The 19,801-nt window shown below is 68.6% G+C and carries 18 protein-coding genes; 9 read left to right on the top strand and 9 right to left on the bottom strand.

The window, feature by feature from the left end; all coding sequences use genetic code 11:
• Position 1 precedes the first annotated feature (1 nt).
• The 6 genes from murJ to trxA all read left to right on the top strand — a co-directional run bounded on the left by murJ (position 2) and on the right by trxA (position 7,322).
• Positions 2–2,236: a murein biosynthesis integral membrane protein MurJ gene (murJ, locus tag IE242_RS24250; protein ID WP_189862719.1), complete on the top strand. Its 2,235-nt coding sequence runs from the start codon at positions 2–4 to the stop codon at positions 2,234–2,236.
• A gap of 118 nt (positions 2,237–2,354) precedes the next feature.
• The gene (locus tag IE242_RS24245; protein WP_189862717.1) at positions 2,355–4,088 is read left to right on the top strand and encodes a protein kinase family protein; all 1,734 of its coding nucleotides are present in this window, start codon (positions 2,355–2,357) and stop codon (positions 4,086–4,088) included.
• Positions 4,089–4,113: 25 nt separating this feature from the next.
• Positions 4,114–4,857 (top strand): RNA polymerase sigma factor SigM, encoded by a 744-nt coding sequence (gene sigM, locus IE242_RS24240; protein ID WP_189862715.1) that lies wholly within the window; start codon positions 4,114–4,116, stop codon positions 4,855–4,857.
• Positions 4,854–5,804, top strand: a complete 951-nt coding sequence (locus tag IE242_RS24235; RefSeq protein WP_189862713.1) for an anti-sigma factor family protein — start codon at positions 4,854–4,856, stop codon at positions 5,802–5,804. The genes sigM and IE242_RS24235 overlap by 4 nt, the downstream gene beginning before the upstream one ends.
• Before the next feature lie 175 nt (positions 5,805–5,979).
• Complete coding sequence (trxB, locus tag IE242_RS24230) at positions 5,980–6,951, top strand: thioredoxin-disulfide reductase (RefSeq protein ID WP_189862711.1); 972 nt, start codon at positions 5,980–5,982, stop codon at positions 6,949–6,951.
• A gap of 38 nt (positions 6,952–6,989) precedes the next feature.
• Positions 6,990–7,322 (top strand): thioredoxin, encoded by a 333-nt coding sequence (gene trxA, locus IE242_RS24225; RefSeq protein ID WP_189862709.1) that lies wholly within the window; start codon positions 6,990–6,992, stop codon positions 7,320–7,322.
• Between the two features lie 141 nt (positions 7,323–7,463).
• Here trxA and IE242_RS24220 read toward each other — a convergent pair whose 3' ends face one another.
• The 9 genes from IE242_RS24220 to rpmH form a co-directional block, all read right to left on the bottom strand.
• Positions 7,464–8,081 (bottom strand): GNAT family N-acetyltransferase, encoded by a 618-nt coding sequence (locus IE242_RS24220; RefSeq protein WP_189862707.1) that lies wholly within the window; start codon positions 8,079–8,081, stop codon positions 7,464–7,466.
• Between the two features lie 326 nt (positions 8,082–8,407).
• Positions 8,408–9,505, bottom strand: a complete 1,098-nt coding sequence (locus IE242_RS24215; protein ID WP_189862705.1) for a ParB/RepB/Spo0J family partition protein — start codon at positions 9,503–9,505, stop codon at positions 8,408–8,410.
• Positions 9,502–10,575 carry a ParA family protein gene (locus IE242_RS24210; protein WP_189863056.1) on the bottom strand — a complete coding sequence of 358 codons (1,074 nt, stop codon included), beginning with the start codon at positions 10,573–10,575 and terminating at the stop codon, positions 9,502–9,504. Before IE242_RS24210 ends, IE242_RS24215 begins: the two co-directional genes overlap by 4 nt.
• 377 nt (positions 10,576–10,952) lie before the next feature.
• Positions 10,953–11,669: a 16S rRNA (guanine(527)-N(7))-methyltransferase RsmG gene (rsmG, locus tag IE242_RS24205; RefSeq protein WP_189862703.1), complete on the bottom strand. Its 717-nt coding sequence runs from the start codon at positions 11,667–11,669 to the stop codon at positions 10,953–10,955.
• A gap of 220 nt (positions 11,670–11,889) precedes the next feature.
• Positions 11,890–12,402: a Jag family protein gene (locus IE242_RS24200; protein ID WP_189862701.1), complete on the bottom strand. Its 513-nt coding sequence runs from the start codon at positions 12,400–12,402 to the stop codon at positions 11,890–11,892.
• A gap of 15 nt (positions 12,403–12,417) precedes the next feature.
• The gene (gene yidC / locus IE242_RS24195) at positions 12,418–13,704 is read right to left on the bottom strand and encodes a membrane protein insertase YidC (protein ID WP_189862699.1); all 1,287 of its coding nucleotides are present in this window, start codon (positions 13,702–13,704) and stop codon (positions 12,418–12,420) included.
• Between the two features lie 3 nt (positions 13,705–13,707).
• Positions 13,708–14,073, bottom strand: coding sequence for a membrane protein insertion efficiency factor YidD (yidD, locus tag IE242_RS24190; protein ID WP_189862697.1), 366 nt, complete (start codon positions 14,071–14,073; stop codon positions 13,708–13,710).
• Positions 14,070–14,441, bottom strand: coding sequence for a ribonuclease P protein component (rnpA, locus tag IE242_RS24185; RefSeq protein WP_189862695.1), 372 nt, complete (start codon positions 14,439–14,441; stop codon positions 14,070–14,072). The genes yidD and rnpA overlap by 4 nt, the downstream gene beginning before the upstream one ends.
• 18 nt (positions 14,442–14,459) lie before the next feature.
• Positions 14,460–14,597, bottom strand: a complete 138-nt coding sequence (gene rpmH, locus IE242_RS24180) for a 50S ribosomal protein L34 (protein WP_003949374.1) — start codon at positions 14,595–14,597, stop codon at positions 14,460–14,462.
• 424 nt (positions 14,598–15,021) lie between these two features.
• Between rpmH and dnaA the strand changes: the two genes are divergently transcribed.
• From dnaA to IE242_RS24165, 3 genes are all read left to right on the top strand, one after another.
• On the top strand, positions 15,022–16,959 hold the full coding sequence (gene dnaA, locus IE242_RS24175) for a chromosomal replication initiator protein DnaA (protein ID WP_189862693.1): 1,938 nt from the start codon (positions 15,022–15,024) through the stop codon (positions 16,957–16,959).
• 1,116 nt (positions 16,960–18,075) lie between these two features.
• Positions 18,076–19,206: a DNA polymerase III subunit beta gene (gene dnaN / locus IE242_RS24170; RefSeq protein WP_030576244.1), complete on the top strand. Its 1,131-nt coding sequence runs from the start codon at positions 18,076–18,078 to the stop codon at positions 19,204–19,206.
• A 188-nt stretch (positions 19,207–19,394) separates the two neighbouring features.
• On the top strand, positions 19,395–19,801 hold a 407-nt coding region (locus IE242_RS24165; protein ID WP_229859381.1), incomplete at its 3' end, for an NAD(P)-binding domain-containing protein.

Genomic DNA, 19,801 nt, shown 5'->3' with positions numbered 1-19,801 from the left:
CATGAACGCGCCGTACGACGGTGACCGCGGCCAGGGAGCGGCCGGCCCGGGCCACCCCGGGGACGCGCAGCCCGAGCCGGGGCAGGAGCCGTCGCAGCCCCCCACGGACATGTACTTCCAGGACGCCTACGCTCAGGATCCGTACCGGACCCAGGACCTCTCGGCCCAGGACCCGGTCACCGAGGCGCTCTACGACCGGGCTGCCCACCCCCCGCCGCCGCCCGGCTTCTACCAGCCGCAGCAGCCGCTCTACGCCCAGCCGCCGACCTCCCCGTACGCTCCCGACCCGCACGTCTGGGCCCAGACGCCGCCGCCGGAGCCGGAGGGCCCCACACGGCACCTGCCGTACGGCGACGATGCCCGGACCACACAGTTCGTGGGCGTGGACGACCTGGTCACAGGCGCCGGTGAGCAGCACCACGAGCACGACGCGTTCGCCCATCTCTTCCGTGACCAGCAGCAGGGCGGGTACCCGGCCATGGAGCAGCCGTCCGTCCCCGGCCCGGCGCCCGCGCCGGCCGCGCAGGGGCCTGCCCAGGCACCGCCGCTCGTCGCGCCCGCCCCCGCCCCGGAGCCCGCTCCCGCGCCCCCCGCTCCGAAGAAGGGCGGCCGCGCCTCCGGCCTGCTGAAGTCGAGCGCGGTGATGGCCGCGGGCACCATGGTCTCCCGCCTCACCGGCTTCGTCCGTTCCGCGATGATCGTGTCGGCGCTGGGCCTCGGTCTTCTGGGCGAGTCCTTCCAGGTGGCCTACCAGCTACCGACGATGATCTACATCCTGACCGTCGGCGGCGGCCTCAACTCGGTCTTCGTACCGCAGCTCGTGCGCGCGATGAAGGAGGACGAGGACGGCGGCGAGGCGTACGCCAACCGTCTGCTGACCCTGGTCATGGTGGCCCTCGGTGTGCTCACAGCAGTCACCATGTTCGCGGCGCCGCTGCTGGTGCAGGCGCTGTCGAACCCCCTCGCCACGAACCCGGACGCCAACGAGGTCGCCGTCACCTTCACCCGCTACTTCCTGCCCTCGATCTTCTTCATGGGCATCCACGTGGTGATGGGGCAGATCCTCAACGCGCGCGGCAGGTTCGGCGCGATGATGTGGACGCCGGTCCTCAACAACATCGTCATCATCGTGACCCTCGGCATGTTCCTGTGGGTCTACGGCAGCGCCGCCGACTCCGGCATGACGGTCCAGAGCATCCCGCCGGAGGGCGAGCGGCTCCTCGGCGTCGGCGTTCTCCTGGGCCTCGTCGTCCAGGCCCTCGCGATGATCCCCTACCTGCGGGAGACCGGGTTCCGGCTGCGGCTGCGCTTCGACTGGAAGGGCCACGGCCTCGGCAAGGCCGCGATGCTCGCCAAGTGGACCATCCTGTTCGTCCTCGCCAACCAGGCGGGCGCCCTCGTCGTCACCCAGCTCGCCACCGCCGCGCTCTCCGAAACCAAGATCAACGGCACCGGCTTCACGGCCTACGCCAACGCACAGCTCATCTGGGGTCTGCCCCAAGCGATCATCACGGTCTCGCTGATGGCGGCCCTGCTGCCGCGGATCTCGCGCTCGGCCGCCGAGAACGACGCCGGTGCCGTCCGCGACGACATCTCCCAGGGCCTGCGCACCACCGCCGTGGCGATCGTGCCGATCTCCTTCGGCTTCGTCGCCCTCGGCATCCCGATGTGCACACTGATCTTCGGCTCGTCCGGCACCAGCGCGGCCACGAACATGGGCTACATGCTGATGGCCTTCGGCCTCGGTCTCATCCCGTACTCCGTGCAGTACGTCGTCCTGCGCGCTTTCTACGCCTACGAGGACACCCGCACCCCGTTCTACAACACGGTCATCGTGGCCGCCGTCAACGCCGGGGCCTCGGCCGTCTGCTTCTTCGTGCTGCCGGCCCGCTGGGCCGTGGTCGGCATGGCCGGCGTCTACGGTCTGGCGTACATGATCGGCGTCGGAGTGGCCTGGCGGCGGCTGCGCACGCGGCTGGGCGGCGACCTCGACGGGGCCAGGGTGCTGCGGACGTACGCACGGCTCTGCATCGCCTCGCTTCCTGCGGCGCTGCTCAGCGGTGCGGCCTGCTACGGGATCAGCCGCAGCCTGGGACAGGGCGTGGGCGGTTCGATGCTCGCTCTCGCCGGTGGCGGGATCGTTCTCCTCGGTGTCTTCTACGCCGCTGCGCGGCGGATGCGTATCGAGGAGCTCAACTCGATGGTCGGCATGGTCCGCGGACGCCTGGGGCGTTGAGGCGGGGGTAGGTGCACAACCATCGTCCGCCGTCGTATGTCGCTCATAGCGTCGGACTGTGGGCACAATTGGCTTTGGCGTCGGACAGCGCGCAACGGATGGGGAGGCAGGGACGACGGTGGCGGAACGGAGCACGGCTGCCGTCGACGTGGCAGACAACAGCGGTGACAAGCCGCTGACCGCCAAGGCGGACCAGTCCACGGCCGACGGGGTGGCCCAGAACCGGGAGCGGGAAACGGACAGCGCGGCGAGCGAAGAGACCCAGGGGAGCGGCGGGACCGTGGGCCCCGGCAGGACCATGCCACCCGAACTGCACAGCGGTCACAAGCTCGCCAGACGCTACCGACTCGAAGAGTGTGTCACCCGTCTGGACGGTTTCAGCAGTTGGCGTGCGGTGGACGAGAAGCTGCGCCGCGCGGTCGGTGTGCATGTCCTGCCCTCCGACCACGCACGGGCCCGCTCCGTGCTGGCGGCCGCCCGGTCCGCCGCCCTGCTGGGTGATCCCCGCTTCGTCCAGGTACTGGACGCGGTGGAGGAGAACGACCTCGTCTATGTGGTGCACGAGTGGCTCCCTGATGCCACGGAGCTGACGACGCTGCTCGCGTCCGGCCCGCTGGAGCCGCACGACGCCTACCAGATGGTCACCCAGGTGTCCCAGGCCATGGCCGCCGCACACCGCGAGGGCCTGTCGCATCTGCGGCTCAACCCCAGTGCCGTGCTCCGTGCCACCTCCGGCCAGTGGCGCATCCGCGGCCTCGCCGTGAACGCCGCCCTGCGCGGCATCACGTCCGAGACTCCGCAGCGCACCGACACGGAGGCGATCGGCGCCCTCTTGTACGCCTCGCTCACGCAGCGCTGGCCGTACGAGCAGGACGCGTACGGTCTCTCCGGGCTGCCCAAGGACGTCGGCCTCATCGCCCCCGACCAGGTACGCGCCGGCGTCCACCGGGGCCTGGCGGAACTCGCCATGCGAGCGCTCGCCAACGACGGGGCGACCGCCTCCCGCCACGAGTCGCCCTGCACGACACCGGAGGAACTGGTCAAGGCGATCGGCGAGATGCCCCGCATCCGCCCGCCGGAGCCGGCGTTCACCGCTCCGCCCGAGTACCAGCGCACGAGCTACCAGCAGGGCACGTACGGCCGTCAGGCCCCGCACCCCGGCGTCACCCAGCCGATCGTGACACCGCCGCCCCCGCTGCAGAGCCGCACCGGCAAGGCCCTCAAGTGGGCGGTGTCGGCCCTGCTCATCGCCGCACTCGGCCTCGGCAGCTGGCAGCTCGCGGACGCCCTCATCGATCAGGGGAACAAGCCCGAGGACACCAAACAGACGCAGACGACGGACGGGGACGACAAGGGCGGGGCCGAGAAGAAGGAGACGGTGAAGCCGCTCGGCGTCCAGGGCGCCGAGGAGTACGTCGTCAAGGGCGATGCCCAGCATCCGAACGACGTGGACCTGACGTACGACGGGGACGACTCGACGTACTGGCGGACATCGAGCTTCATAGACGGTCCCGAGCTGGCGCCCTACAAGCCTGGCGTGGGAATCGTCTACGACTTGGGCTCGGCCCAGGAGCTCTCGGCCGGGACGGTGAATCTCCACTACGGTGGCAGCCGGACGACCGTGGAGCTCTACGCGACGGACACGCTGAGCCCGTCTCCGTCGGCCCTGGACTCGATGCAGAAGCTCGGCACCGCCACGACGAACACGACGTCCGCGAAGGTGGAGGTCGCCGAGCCGGTGAAGACCCAGTACGTACTGGTGTGGCTCACCGCTCTGCCGTACGCGACCGGGGACGAGTTCAGTGGCGCCGGCTACAAGCAAGCCATCACCGACGTGACGTTCGAGGGCTGACAGCCCACCCAGGGGAGGGGGTCCGATGGCAGAAGGCGCCGGCTACGGCGAGACAAGCGATCAGGACCTCCTCGCCCGCCATGTGGAGGGCGACCCCGACGCCTTCGGCGAGCTGGTGCGACGGCACCGCGACCGGCTCTGGGCCGTCGCTCTGCGGACACTGGGGGACCGTGAGGAGGCGGCCGACGCGGTGCAGGACGCGCTCGTCTCCGCCTACCGGGCCGCCCACACCTTCCGCGGCCAGTCGGCCGTCACCACCTGGCTGCACCGCATCACCGTGAACGCCTGCCTGGACCGTGCGCGCAAGGCCGCCTCCCGGAAGACCTCGCCCGTCGACGACACCGAGCGTCTGGAGCAGCTCCTGGAGCCGCACGAGTCGGCGTCCGCTCCGGCCGAGCGCAATGACCTGCATCGCCAACTGCTGGAGGCCCTGGGAACCCTGCCCGCCGATCAGCGGGCCGCTCTCGTCCTGGTGGACATGCAGGGCTACCCAGTGGCGGAAGCGGCGCGCATCCTCGGCGTGCCGACCGGCACCGTGAAGAGCCGCTGCGCCCGCGGCAGGGCCAGGCTCCTCCCCCTGCTCACCCATCTGCGGTCGGACAGCAAGGACCAGGACGGCAAGAAGTCGTCGGAAAGAAGGAACCGGACCCAGGGGGCATCCGTCCCACCCGCAGCAGGACCACGCGATGCAGAACCACGTCGTGCGCAACCGCGTGACGCAGGACCGAGCGATTCAGCTGCCGTGAAGGGCGGAGGTGGGCGAGCGTGACATCCACGACCGACACGGCCGGGCACCCGGAGGTCACGGAGCTCTCCGACCTTGTGGAAGGTCTGCTGCCGCCGACCCGCAGCGCGGACGTGCGACGGCACCTGGACGAGTGCTCGCTCTGCACGGATGTCCATGACTCGCTCGAGGAGATTCGCGGTCTGCTCGGCACACTGGCGGGCCCCCCACAGATGCCCGCCGACGTAGCGAGCCGCATCGACGCGGCGCTGGCAGCCGAAGCCCTGCTGAACGCGTCCGCCCCCGCTGTCGACTCCACCAGGGCCGCGACATCAGCCAGCACAGCCCGTGCAGAGGCCGACGGAATCGACGGCGCCCATGTTTCACGTGAAACATCACCCGTGGCCGACCGTCCCGCAGGCCGCCCTCGGGCAGCCACAGGCCCCGGCCGGGCAGAACGCACACGTCGCCCGCGCCGCAGGACAGCCGTACTGGGCGCCGTTCTGACGGTTGCCACGCTGGGGCTCGGCACCGTGTTCATCCAGTCGATGGGGGACACGACCCCCGATGGACCGACGGCGGCACGCAGCGAGGACGCCTCGGAGCGCATTTTCTCCGGAGACACTCTGGAGAACCAGGTCACGAAGCTCCTCACCCAAAAGCAGCGCATGGAGTCCTTCGGTACGGCATCGAAGCCGGTCACGCCCGGATCGACCACCGAAGGCCCCAGCATTCTCGGCGCGATCGATGTCCCCGGCTGCGTCCGGGAAGGCATCGGGCGCAACGAGATGCCTCTCGGCGCACGGCAAGGGCGCTACCAGGGCACAGAGGCGTACCTGGTCGTCCTCTCCGACACGTCCGACACCGACGACCGTGTGACGGCGTACGTCGTCGATGCCGGCTGTGTGGGCAAGTCACCGGCGCCCCCTGGCGAGGTCCTGACACGGCAGACCTTCGACCGTCCCGTTACAGCGCCGTCGACCGGGCCCTGAGCGCCGGACCACCTCGCACGCGATTCCGTGGCACCACTGTGTGGTGCCACGTCTCCGTGTGCCCGGACACACCGGGAATGCACGCCCCGTAGGATCCGTTGGGTGGGGTGAGAGAAGTGAGTGAAGCTCCCACCGGCAGCAGTACACAGCAGTCTCAGAGACGAGGAATCAAGCCGTGAGCGACGTCCGTAACGTGATCATCATCGGCTCCGGGCCCGCCGGCTACACGGCGGCGCTCTACACCGCGCGCGCGTCGCTGAAGCCGCTGGTGTTCGAGGGCGCCGTCACCGCGGGCGGTGCGCTGATGAACACCACCGAGGTGGAGAACTTCCCCGGCTTCCAGGACGGCATCATGGGCCCCGAGCTCATGGACAACATGCGCGCCCAGGCCGAGCGTTTCGGTGCCGAGCTCGTCCCGGACGACGTGGTCGCCGTCGACCTCACGGGTGAGATCAAGACCGTTACGGACACCGCGGGTACTGTGCACCGAGCCAAGGCGGTCATCGTCACCACCGGATCGCAGCACCGCAAGCTCGGGCTGCCCAACGAGGACGCCCTGTCCGGGCGCGGTGTCTCCTGGTGCGCCACCTGCGACGGTTTCTTCTTCAAGGACCAGGACATCGCCGTGATCGGCGGCGGTGACACCGCCATGGAGGAGGCCACCTTCCTCTCCCGGTTCGCCAAGTCCGTGACCATCGTCCACCGTCGGGACACCCTGCGCGCCTCCAAGGCGATGCAGGAGCGCGCGTTCGCTGACCCGAAGATCAAGTTCGTCTGGGACAGCGAGGTCGCCGAGATCAAGGGTGACCAGAAGCTGGCCGGTCTGACGCTGCGCAACCTCAAGACGGGCGAGACCTCTGAGCTGCCGGTGACGGGTCTGTTCATCGCGATCGGACACGACCCGCGCACCGAACTCTTCAAGGGTCAGCTCGAACTGGACGAGGAGGGTTACCTCAAGGTCGACTCTCCCTCGACCCGTACCAACCTGACCGGCGTCTTCGGCGCGGGTGACGTCGTCGACCACACGTACCGACAGGCGATCACCGCGGCGGGCACCGGCTGCTCCGCCGCTCTCGACGCGGAGCGCTTCCTCGCCGCGCTGGCGGACACGGAGCAGACCGCCGAGCCCGAGAAGACCATCGCCTGACCCCCACCCCACCGCACCAACCAGTTAAGGAGCCCGCCGTGGCCGGCACCCTGAAGAACGTGACCGACGCTTCCTTCGAGGAGGACGTCCTCAAGAGCGACAAGCCCGTCCTGGTGGACTTCTGGGCCGCCTGGTGCGGTCCGTGCCGCCAGATCGCGCCGTCTCTCGAGGCGATCGCCGCCGAGTACGGCGAGAAGATCCAGGTCGTCAAGCTCAACATCGACGAGAACCCGGCCACGGCCGCCAAGTACGGCGTCATGTCCATCCCGACCCTGAACGTGTACCAGGGTGGCGAGGTCGCCAAGACCATCGTCGGTGCCAAGCCGAAGGCCGCGATCGTACGCGACCTCGAGGACTTCATCGCTGGCTGAGCCGGTTCCCGGCGCCGCCGTGTCGCGGCAGCGGCGATGTTTCACGTGAAACACGAATGGGCCAGCCCGGAAGGGCCGGCCCATTCGTGTGAGACGGCTCCGAGACGGATGCCGAAGCCACAGTGCAGCTGCAGCCATCCATCACAGTGGTCTCAGCGCAGGCTCCTTCTGCACGGCCCCCAGCAGCCGGTCCAGTGCCAGCTCGACGTCCTCCTTCCAGGAGAGCGTCGAGCGCAGCTCCAGCCGCAGCCGCGGATGTGCGGGGTGTGGGCGGACCGTCTTGAAACCCACCGCGGTCAGATGGTCAGCGGGCAGCAGACACGCCGGCTCTTTCCAGCGCGCGTCCCCGAACGCCTCGATCGCCTTGAACCCCCGGCGCAGCAGGTCCTTGGCAACCGTTTGCACCATCACTCTGCCGAGCCCCTGTCCCTGGTACCCCGGCATGATGAAGGCCGTCATCAGCTGTACGGCGTCGGGAGACAACGGGCTCGTGGGAAACGCCGTGGACCGTGGAACGTAGGCAGGCGGCGCGTACAGGACGAAGCCCACCGGTACGTCGTCCACGTAGACGATCCGGCCGCAGGATCCCCAGTCCAGCAGAACCGCGGAGATCCATGCCTCCTTCTCCAGGGCGGGGGTCCCTGCCTTTACCGCGGCCTCACCGCTGACCGGGTCCAGTTCCCAGAAGACGCACGAGCGACAGCGTTTGGGTAGGTCCTGGAGGTTGTCCAGCGTGAGCGGTACGAGCCGACGCCCCATGAAGGCTGTTCCTCGCTTCCTTCGCCCGCGGCGCGGGCGGCTGCCAGGGCACTCCGCTCCTTGAGCAGGCTGCCGACGAATCCTCCGACGGCTCCCAGGCCCAGGCCTGCGGTCACCAGTCCGGAACGGCTCACCGTTCGCATGAACTCCGCCTCCCGATGAAGGTACCGCCGGGTGGTTGCGCCACACCCACTCGCATCGTATCCACGATGCGATTCCATCGATACCGACCGAAAGTAAAGAGCGAGCCGCGTTCCGGCACACACCGGACACGGCTCGCTCCACTGTTGATTCCTGAGCTCTCAGGACGCTGATCGTCGTGGTGCTCAGGACTCCTGGTCGTCGGGGTCGTCGTTGAGCAGGCTCTTCTGGACGATGCCTCCTTCACCCGGAGCGAGGGTGCCGAGAATCCGCTGAAGGTCCTCCATCGAGGCGAACTCGACGGTGATCTTGCCCTTCTTCTGACCCAGGTCGACCTTCACCCGCGTCTCGAACCGGTCGGAGAGCCGGGTCGCGAGATCGTTCAGTGCCGGAGACACGCGGCTTCCGGCGCGCGGCCCCTTGGTACGGGGAGCACTCGTCGGCCGCGAACCCATCAGGCTGACGATCTCCTCAACCGCCCGTACCGAGAGCCCTTCCGCGACGATTCGGTGAGCCAGCCGGTCCTGTTCCTCCGAATCCTCCACGGAGAGCAGAGCACGGGCGTGTCCAGCGGAGAGGACACCGGCAGCGACACGACGCTGGACGGCAGGTGACAGCTTCAGCAGACGCAGCGTGTTGGACACCTGCGGACGAGAGCGCCCGATACGGTCGGCCAACTGGTCCTGCGTGCACTTGAAGTCCCTGAGGAGCTGCTCATAGGCGGCTGCCTCCTCCAGCGGGTTCAGCTGAGCACGGTGCAGGTTCTCCAGGAGAGCGTCCAGGAGGAGCTTCTCGTCATCCGTGGCCCGGACGATCGCAGGGATCGTTTCCAGGCCGGCCTCACGGCAGGCACGCCAGCGCCGCTCACCCATGATGAGCTCGTAGCGGGCGGGGCTCAGCTGCCGCACCACGACCGGCTGAAGCAGCCCGACCTCCTTGATGGAGGTCACGAGCTCCGTGAGCAGGTCCTCGTCGAACACCTCACGGGGTTGGCGCGGGTTCGGCGTGATGGCGTCCAGGGGCAGCTCAGCGTAGTGAGCGCCGAAGGGCACCGCGGGCGCCTGCCCGGCACTGCTCGCCGCCCGCTCCTCTGTTTCACGTGAAACATTCGGCAGCGTCGTCACCTTCGCGGCCGCCACACCGCGGTCGGGCGTGAGGGCTGGTACCGCTGCGGGGGACGTGGCCGCCCCGCCCGCAGCAAGCGGCACCGCCTTGTCTGCTGCTGGGGCAGCAGGGATCAGCGCGCCGAGACCGCGCCCCAACCCCCTCCGTCGCTCGCTCACTGCATCCCCTCCACCATGCTCGTATTGTTCTGTGCGCCCAGATGGGCGTGCGTCGGGTCGTAACCGACGTCGACACCCCTGAGTGCGATCTCGCGTGCCGCCTCAAGGTAGGAGAGGGCGCCACTCGATCCTGGATCGTAGGTCAGCACCGTCTGGCCGTAGCTCGGCGCCTCGGAGATACGGACCGAGCGGGGAATGCTCGTCCGCAGCACCTCATCACCGAAGTGGCTGCGCACCTCGTCCGCGACCTGTGAGGCGAGACGTGTCCGGCCGTCGTACATGGTGAGCAGGATGGTCGACACATGCAGAGCGGGGTTCAGATGACCTCGGACCAGATCGACATTGCGCAGCAGCTGTCCGAGGCCCTCCAGTGCGTAGTACTCGCACTGGATCGGGATCAGTACCTCTTGACCGGCGACGAGCGCGTTGACGGTCAGCAGACCGAGTGAGGGCGGGCAGTCGATGAGGATGTAGTCCAGCGGCTGCTCATAGGACTGGATCGCCCGCTGGAGCCGACTCTCGCGTGCCACAAGGGAGACCAGCTCGATCTCCGCGCCGGCCAGATCGATCGTGGCCGGGGCGCAGAAGAGACCCTCGACATCGGGTACGGGCTGGACGACTTCGGAGAGCGGCTTGCTGTCGATCAACACGTCGTAGATCGAAGGGACCTCGGCGTGGTGATCAATGCCCAGCGCGGTGGACGCATTGCCCTGCGGGTCGAGGTCGATCACCAGGACGCGCCCGCCATGGAGGGCCAACGAAGCAGCGAGGTTGACCGTCGTCGTGGTCTTGCCCACCCCGCCCTTCTGGTTGGCCACCACGATGATCCGGGTCTGATCGGGACGTGGCAGGCCCTCGCCGGCACGACCCAGAGCCTCTACTGCCAGTTGGGCAGCACGACCGATCGGGGTGTCGTCCATCGGGGGCGGTGTTTCACGTGAAACATCCTCTCCCCTCGACTCGGTACGGGGACCGGGGACCGGATCGGTCATCGGTCCCGCGATGTTGGCGTCGGACCGCAAGGATTCACTCTCCTCGACTTCAGGCTCGCGATGAACAGAGCCTCCCATGTCTCCGGGGTCGTGAACCAGTGAGGCCTGGTGTTCTGTGGAGAAATCCACCTCTGTGGACAACTCCGTGACCTCCACGGGTGGCTGGAGGCCGTCGGGCGCAGGGGTCACCGGGGGGAAGGCCGCAGACCCGCGCGGCTTCGATCCAGGAGACCTGCGGTCGCGGGGTTGGGCCGCAGCGCGGCCTCGGCTGATGATGCCGTGCAGCAGTGAGCGACGTTTCACGTGAAACACGATGCACAGCAGCGGTGACCGGGCCGCCTCGACACTCCGGCCTGCGCGGGTCCGGCAGCTTGGGTGGAGTACGTGTCGTCGTCAGGACGGATCAGTTGGCATGGGCGATCCGTGGCTGAGCACGCCCCTTCCCGCCCTTCTCCTCAGCGTCGCCGCCGGGCCCGACCCGTCCGCGCCGCCTTCGCGCGCTTCGCCGCGAAACGCACGCCACCAGGGCTCTCTCCGACCTCGACACGCACCACGGTGGACTGCGGATCCACGACGCCCTCACCGACATGAAGAATGGAGGTCTCCACGGCACCGAGCTTGCTCAAGGCCGTGGCCGCGCTCTTCAGCTCCTCCTCGGCGGTGTCGCCCTTGAGCGCGAGCATCTCTCCGTAAGGCCGCAGCAACGGAATGCCCCAGGTGGCGAGGCGGTCCAGCGGTGCCACAGCACGTGCCGTCACCACATGCACGGCCGGCAGCTTCCCCATGACCTCCTCCGCCCGGCCGCGAACGACCGTCACGTGATCGAGGCCGAGGAGTTCGACGACCTCGGTGAGGAAGTTGGTGCGCCGCAGCAGCGGCTCCAGCAGCGTGATCTTCAGATCGTCCCGAACCAGGGCCAGCGGGATACCCGGCAGCCCGGCGCCGGAGCCGACATCGCACACGGTCACACCCGCGGGCACCACCTCGGACAGCACCGCGCAGTTCAGCAGGTGCCGTTCCCACAGCCGGGGCACCTCGCGAGGGCCGATCAGCCCTCGCTGCACACCTGCCTCGGCCAGCAGTTCCGCGTACCGGACCGCATCTGCGAAGCGATCGCCGAATACCGCCCGGGCCTGTTCGGGAGCCGGGGGGAGCTCCGCTGCCTCCGTCACGGGGACCGTCCTTCCGTACCGCACAAGCGCGCTGGGCGCTGACCACCAGAGCTATCAGGGACACCGGCTGCCAGGCCTCCAGCAGCCGGCAGGGACCATCAGACTGACAGGTCAAGGACTATCAGGCTGACAAAGTTTCGGCCCCGCCTGCGCAACAGGCGGGGCCGGAGAAACGCATGCACCGCATCAGGCGGCGTACGCCTCACATACGCAGCACGCCTCAGGCGGGCAGTACGACGACGAAGCGCTGCGGCTCCTCGCCCTCGGACTCACTGCGCAGTCCCGCGGCCTTGACCGCGTCGTGCACGACCTTGCGCTCGAACGGCGTCATCGGCTTCATCTTCACGGGCTCACCGGAGCTCTTGGCCTCGGCCGCGGCCTTGGCACCCAGCTCGGAGAGCTCGGCACGCTTCTTGGCGCGGTAGCCGGCGATGTCCAGCATCAGACGGCTGCGGTCACCGGTCTCCCGGTGGACGGCCAGGCGCGTGAGCTCCTGCAGCGCCTCGAGCACCTCACCGTCCCGGCCAACCAGCTTCTGCAGGTCGCGGCTGCCCGTGTCACTGATGATCGAGACGGACGCACGGTCGGCCTCGACGTCCATGTCGATGTCGCCGTCGAGATCGGCGATGTCCAGCAGACCCTCGAGGTAGTCCGCCGCGATCTCCCCCTCCTGCTCCAGGCGGGTGAGGGTGTCGCCACCCTCGGTGGCGGCGGAGGTGGTGCCTTCCGTCACGGGATGGACTCCTTCTTACTTCTTGGACGGGGACTTGGGCCGCTGCTGGCCCTTGCGCTGACCGGACTGCGCCTTGCTGCGGGTGCCGTTGCCCGGCTTGGGCGTGGCCTTCTTGGCGGCGCCGGCCGGCTTGGCGTCCTGCGGCTCGTCCGACTTGCTGAGCGACGGGTCGGAGGACTGCGTCTCCTCGCCGGCGCCCGCGGCCTTGGGCCCGCCGGACTGGCGCTGGGACTTGGTCTGCCGCTTGGGCTGCTGGCGCTTCGGGACGTCCGTGGTCGGGGTGCCGTCCTCGGCGGCGGCCACGGCCGCGACCTCGCTCTTCGTCACAGTGCCGTCGGTCTGGGCGGCGAGACCGGCCTTGTTCAGGCCGTTGATGAACTTGCGCTCGAACTCGTTGCGGTCACGGCCCTTGGTGACGATGGCCTTGACGATGGCGCGCTCACGGCGGTTGCGGGTCCCGCCGCGGTTCACGACGTGCTTCTGCAGGCGCTCCAGGTAGGACGCCTGAGCCTTGGAACCCGGGGTCGGGTTGTTGTGGATGACGTACATCTGCTGGCCCATGGTCCACACGTTCGTGGTCAGCCAGTAGACGAGGACACCGACCGGGAAGTTGATGCCGAAGACGGCGAAGATGATCGGGAAGACGTACATCAGCATCTTCTGCTGCTGCATGAACGGCGTCTTCACCGTGGTGTCGACGTTCTTCGTCATCAGCTGGCGCTGCGTGTAGAACTGCGAGAACGACATCAGGACGATCATCAGCGCGGTGACGATGCGGACGTCCGTCAGCGAGGCGTTCAGGGCCTCGACCTTGTCCTCGCTGTCCATGAACTTGGCCGCGAGCGGGGCGCCGAAGATGTGCGCCTTCTGCGCGCTCCGCAGCAGGCTGTCATTGATCACGCCGATCGTGTCGTTCGACGCGATGCTGTTGAGCACGTGGTACAGGGCGAAGAAGAACGGCGACTGCGCCAGGATGGGAAGGCACGAGGAGAGCGGGTTGGTACCCGTCTCCTTGTACAGCTTCATCATCTCTTCGGACTGACGCTGCTTGTCGTTCTTGTAGCGCTCCTGGATCTTCTTCATCTCGGGCTGGAGCGTCTGCATCGCCCGGGTCGCCTTGATCTGCTTCACGAAGAGCGGGATCAGGCAGATACGGATCAGGATCACCAGGGACACGATGGACAGACCCCAGGCCCATCCCGTATCGGGGCCGAAGATCGCACCGTACAGCTTGTGGAACTGAACGATGATCCACGAGACGGGTGTGGTGATGAAGCTGAAGAAGCTGGCAATCGTGTCCACTAATCATGCTCCTTGGGCATGGGACGGGGTCTCTGCGGCCGGGCTCGAGGGGCGGTCGGTTACCCCATGCCTCTCGATGGCCGGGTCGGCGGCGGAGGGCCCGCCCTTGCGTGCGCGCCAAGCGCTGCGCAGCATTTCGTGCCACCGCGGACGCTTGCGCGGCGGGACGTGGTCCACGCCGCCGAGCGACCACGGATTGCAGCGGAGGATGCGCCAGGCGGTCAGTGCTGTTCCCTTGACCGCACCGTGCCGGTCGATGGCCTGGAAGCCGTAGTGGGAGCACGACGGGTAGTACTTGCACACCGGCCCGAGCAGCGGGCTGATGATCCACTGGTACAGCTTGATCAGCGCCAGCAGCGGGTACTTCATCGCGCGCCCCCTCCCCTCAGCCGCTGGAGGGCGGCATCCAGGTCTCGGGCCAGTTCTGCGTGGTCGGCGTCGCCCGCACCGGGCAGCGCTCGTACGACTACCAGGCTACCGGGGGGCAGCAGGGCCACTCGCTCACGCATCAGATGGCGAAGCCTTCGCTTCACCTTGTTGCGTATGACCGCTCCGCCCACGGCCTTGCTCACGACGAAACCCGCACGCGTCGAGGGAGCGCTCTCCCCAGGCGCGTGCGGGTCCGTGTTACCGCTGCGAAGGTGGACGACGAGGAGCGGGCGTCCGGCCCGGCGCCCTCGGCGTACCGCGGTCGCGAAGTCCTCGCGCCGCCTCAGCCGGTTCTCGGTGGGCAGCACGTCATGACCTGTACGCGATCAGGCGGACAGGCGGGCGCGACCCTTGCCACGGCGGGACGCGAGAATCGCGCGGCCGGCACGGGTGCGCATCCGCAGCCGGAAGCCGTGGGTCTTCGCGCGACGACGGTTGTTCGGCTGGAAGGTGCGCTTGCTCACTCGGGGGCTCCAGTAATGACTCGAAGGGTGGCGGGGTGTCGCCTGGCTGTCACCGTGCGCCCACGAGTAGCTCGCATTACGCCCGAGTGCACCGCTTCCCGATCACAGTTATGTGCCCTGGTGAGAGCACTGGTGCGTGATCTATGCCCATCGGAGGCAGGCGGCAGCAGCCATCGACAACTCGACCTGGTTACGGTACGCGCGACTACGCCATCCGGTCAAACCGGAGACCACTGGGGGACACTGTCCACAGGCTGGGGACAACAACTTGAACCGCACCGGTCGCCCTGACTACCGTGGCTGGACTCCGATTCGTTCCCTTCTCCCTGCCCCGGCTGTTTCGTTCCCGACCCGCCCACCCGACCCACATCCCGACCCGTCCCTTAACCACACGTTCGAGGGACCCCGTGAGAGAGCGTGCCCTGTGGCTGACGTACCTGCCGATCTTGCCGCAGTGTGGCCACGCGTACTGGAGCACCTTCTCGGTGAGGGCCGCGGTCAGGGCGTCGAGGCGAAGGACGAGCACTGGATCAGACGCTGCCAGCCGCTCGCGCTGGTCGCGGACACCGCGCTGCTGGCCGTGCCGAACGAGTTCGCCAAGGGCGTACTGGAGGGCCGCCTCGCACCGGCCGTCAGCGAGGGCCTGACCCGTGAGTGCGGCCGGCCGATCCGTATCGCGATCACCGTCGACAGTTCGATGGGCGAGCCCGCCTCCCCTCCGCCTGCCCCGTCGCGCTACGAGGAACCCGAGCTTCCTCCGCCGGGACAGCACCACGACGCGTACGACGGGCAGGGCCGCCAGCCGTACGACAGCTACGGCCGCCACCGCTCCGACGACCGCGCGCCCGGCCGCCCCGAACAGCACTCCGGCGGGCCCGGCGACCAGCTGCCGACCGCCCGTCCCGCGTACCCGGGCGACTACCAGCGCCCCGAGCCCGGCGCCTGGCCGCGGCCGGCGCAGGACGACTACGGCTGGCAACAGCAGCGGCTCGGTTTCCCCGAGCGCGACCTGTACGCGTCGCGCCCGCAGGACTACCGCCCGCAGTCGATGGAGCGGCCGCCGTACGAGCAGCAACGGCCGGAGTACGACTCCGCGCGCGCGGACTACGAGCAGGCGCGCGGTGACTACGAGCAGAGCCGTCCCGACTACGACCAGGGGCGTCCCGACTACGACCAGGGCCGCTCCGACCGCCGCGAGCTTCCCGATCCGCCTCCGGGCTCCGGCCACGTGCACCGCGGCGGCCCCGTCGGCTCGTCGCTGCCCGCCTCCAGCGGCGCGCCCGGCCCGCTGGCCGCGCAGCCCGCGCCGGCGACGGGCCCGGGCGAGCCCACGGCCCGTCTCAACCCGAAGTACCTCTTCGACACCTTCGTCATCGGGGCCTCCAACCGCTTCGCGCACGCGGCCGCCGTGGCGGTGGCCGAGGCGCCGGCGAAGGCGTACAACCCGCTGTTCATCTACGGGGAGTCGGGGCTCGGCAAGACGCACCTGCTGCACGCGATCGGGCACTACGCGCGCAGCCTGTACCCGGGTACGCGCGTGCGCTACGTGAGCTCGGAGGAGTTCACCAACGAGTTCATCAACTCGATCCGCGACGGCAAGGGCGACAGCTTCCGCAAGCGGTACCGGGAGATGGACATCCTGCTCGTCGACGACATCCAGTTCCTCGCGGACAAGGAGTCGACGCAGGAGGAGTTCTTCCACACGTTCAACACGCTCCACAACGCGAACAAGCAGATCGTGCTCTCCAGTGACCGGCCGCCCAAGCAGCTGGTCACGCTGGAGGACCGGTTGCGGAACCGTTTCGAGTGGGGCCTGATCACGGACGTCCAGCCGCCGGAGCTGGAGACGCGCATCGCGATCCTCCGTAAAAAGGCGGTGCAGGAACAGCTCAACGCCCCGCCGGAGGTGCTGGAGTTCATCGCCTCCCGCATCTCCCGCAACATCCGTGAGCTGGAGGGCGCGCTGATCCGGGTGACGGCGTTCGCGTCGCTCAACCGCCAGCCCGTGGACCTGGGCCTCACCGAGATCGTCCTCAAGGACCTGATCCCCGGTGGGGAGAACGCGGCGCCCGAGATCACGGCGACCGCCATCATGGCCGCGACCGCCGACTACTTCGGGCTGACGGTCGAGGACCTGTGCGGCACGTCCCGCGGCCGCGCCCTGGTGACGGCCCGGCAGATCGCCATGTACCTGTGCCGCGAGCTCACCGATCTGTCGCTGCCCAAGATCGGCGCACAGTTCGGCAACCGCGACCACACCACGGTGATGCACGCCGACCGGAAGATCCGCGCGCTCATGGCCGAGCGCCGCTCCATCTACAACCAGGTCACCGAGCTCACGAACCGCATCAAGAACGGCTGACGCGGGCCGTCTCACACCGGCACACGCCGTCGTCACGCCATGGGGCGCCTCCGGCAGGGATGCGGGGGCGCCCTTGCCTTCTCTCCCGCCCTGTCGTCCCTTGGCGGAAGCGCACTGCAGGGGCTCATGCCAGGCCTGGGTGGCCCGTGCAGGGGCTTAGGTTGCCCCACGCAGGGGCCTGGGGGCCCATGCGGCGTCCCTGGAACGGCCCATGCAGCGCTCCTCTGCGGCTCCGGCAGTGCCTTGCGCGGCCCCAGGAGTGGCCTCCGGTCGGCGTCTCAGCCCCAGCCCACTGCCCCTCCCCGCACCCCCTCGGCCCCTCTTGCGCCCCACCCTGTTCGATTACCTGCGGAGTTACGGCCGCTCTCCACAGATTTGGTCACTTTCCGGCGTCCACAACCTGGGGACTCGGGAGTTATACAGATCGTGTCCACAGGCGGACCTGTTGAGAGACCATCAGGGCAGGTCAGCTACTTGTGGATTGGTGGACGAACGATCTCCACAGCCTGTGGACAACCTCAGGATCCACAGGCTGTGCACGGAGTTGTCCACCGACTTCCCACAGGCTGCGGCCCGTTGTCCCCAGCGATCACCGGCTTCTCCACATGACTGTCCACTGTTCGGCAACACAGCGCCCGCCCTCACCGCGTCGAGTGAAAGGCGTCACATGAGGGTGCCGGGTTGGGCTGTGGGAAAGACGGGTAAATCTGGGGACGCCGCTGGGGAGAAGTGCCCCGAGGCTGTGCATGGGGTGTGCAGAACTTTCTGTTCTCCACAGAGACACCCGGTTGTCCACCGCCCGCACCCACAGGGCCCGTGGACAAAATCTCCTGTCTGACCTGCGCAAACGCGGTTATCCACGGTATCCACAGGCCCTACTACTACTCCCGACTAGAGAGAGCGGGGAATTCGTTTCGAAGAGGGCCCTGTGCACAACTCGCTCTTCGGCGTCCGACTGCCGCGGATCACGACTTGACCCGAGAGGCTCCTACTGTCAGTGCAGTGCGTCAGACTGTTCCCCGGTGTCCTTCCCTCCGCAGGGACCGACGACACCGAGTCAGACGACGAAGACCAAGCAGGGCGAGAAGCGCCGGCAACAGCAGGAGGCGGCTTACGGTGAAGATCCGGGTGGAACGCGACGTACTCGCGGAGGCAGTGGCCTGGGCGGCGCGCAGCCTCCCGGCCCGTCCGCCGGCGCCTGTCCTCGCCGGCCTCCTTCTGAAGGCCGAGGAAGGCCAGCTGAGCCTCTCGAGCTTCGACTACGAGGTCTCCGCGCGTGTGTCGGTGGAGGCGGAGGTCGAGGAGGAGGGCACCGTCCTCGTCTCCGGCCGCCTCCTCGCCGACATCTCCCGCGCCCTCCCCAACCGGCCGGTGGAGATCTCCACAGACGGTGTACGGGCGACCGTGGTCTGCGGCTCGTCCCGGTTCACCCTCCACACCCTGCCTGTGGAGGAGTACCCGGCGCTGCCGCAGATGCCGAACGCGACGGGCACGGTCCCGGGCGAGGTCTTCGCGGCCGCCGCCGCGCAGGTGGCCATCGCCGCCGGACGTGACGACACGCTGCCGGTGCTCACCGGTGTGCGCATCGAGATCGAGGGCGACACGGTCACGCTGGCGTCCACCGACCGCTACCGCTTCGCGGTCCGCGAGTTCCTGTGGAAGCCGGAGAACCCGGAGGCGTCCGCGGTCGCCCTGGTGCCCGCCAAGACGCTCCTGGACACCGCCAAGGCGCTCACCAGCGGCGACAGCGTCACCCTGGCGCTGTCCGGCTCGGGTGCGGGCGAGGGCCTGATCGGCTTCGAGGGCGCGGGCCGCCGTACGACGACGCGTCTGCTGGAGGGCGACCTCCCGAAGTACCGCACGCTGTTCCCGACGGAGTTCAACTCGGTCGCCGTGATCGAGACCGCCCCCTTCGTGGAGGCCGTCAAGCGTGTGGCCCTGGTCGCCGAGCGGAACACCCCGGTGCGGCTCAGCTTCGAGCAGGGCGTGCTGACCCTGGAGGCCGGCTCCAGCGACGACGCACAGGCTGTGGAAAGGGTCGAGGCGCAGCTGGAGGGCGACGACATCTCGATCGCCTTCAACCCGACCTTCCTGCTGGACGGCCTGAGCGCCATCGACTCCCCGGTCGCCCAGCTGTCCTTCACGACGTCCACGAAGCCGGCGCTGCTCAGCGGCAAGCCCGCGGTGGACGCCGAGGCGGACGAGTCGTACAAGTACCTGATCATGCCGGTGCGGCTCAGCGGCTGAGCCGTGCACTGCCGCCCGCCCTGTGGACGGCCCGGCGCACCGCTGGGCCGTCCACAGGGCGAAGCCGCAGGTAGGAGCCTACGTCTGAGCGCGTATGCCCACAGGTGTGCGTGACCGTCCGGGTTTAGGCTCGGACACGGGTACGAAGTGCCCTCATGCCACGTCGCAACCTAAGGAACGAACAACTGATGGAGCTCGGTCTCGTCGGCCTCGGCAAGATGGGCGGCAACATGCGCGAGCGGATCCGCCGCGCCGGCCACACCGTCATCGGATACGACCGCAACCCGGACCTCGCCGACGTCCACAGCCTGGAAGAGCTGGTGGGCAGCCTCAGCGGCCCGCGCGTGGTGTGGGTGATGGTGCCGGCCGGGGCCGCCACCCAGTCGACCATCGACGAGCTGGCCCAGCTGCTGGAGCCCGGCGACGTGGTCGTGGACGGCGGCAACTCGCGCTGGACGGACGACGAGAAGCACGCCGAGGAGCTGGCCGCCAAGGGCATCGGCTTCGTCGACTGCGGCGTCTCCGGCGGCGTGTGGGGCCTGGAGAACGGCTACGCGCTGATGTACGGCGGCGACGCCGAGAACATCGCCAAGGT

The organism is Streptomyces poonensis, assembly GCF_014650915.1.
Classification (GTDB): Bacteria; Actinomycetota; Actinomycetes; order Streptomycetales; family Streptomycetaceae; genus Streptomyces; species Streptomyces poonensis.
The sequence above is the reverse complement of the archived record's forward strand: the minus strand, read 5'-3'. Positions and strand labels throughout refer to the sequence as shown.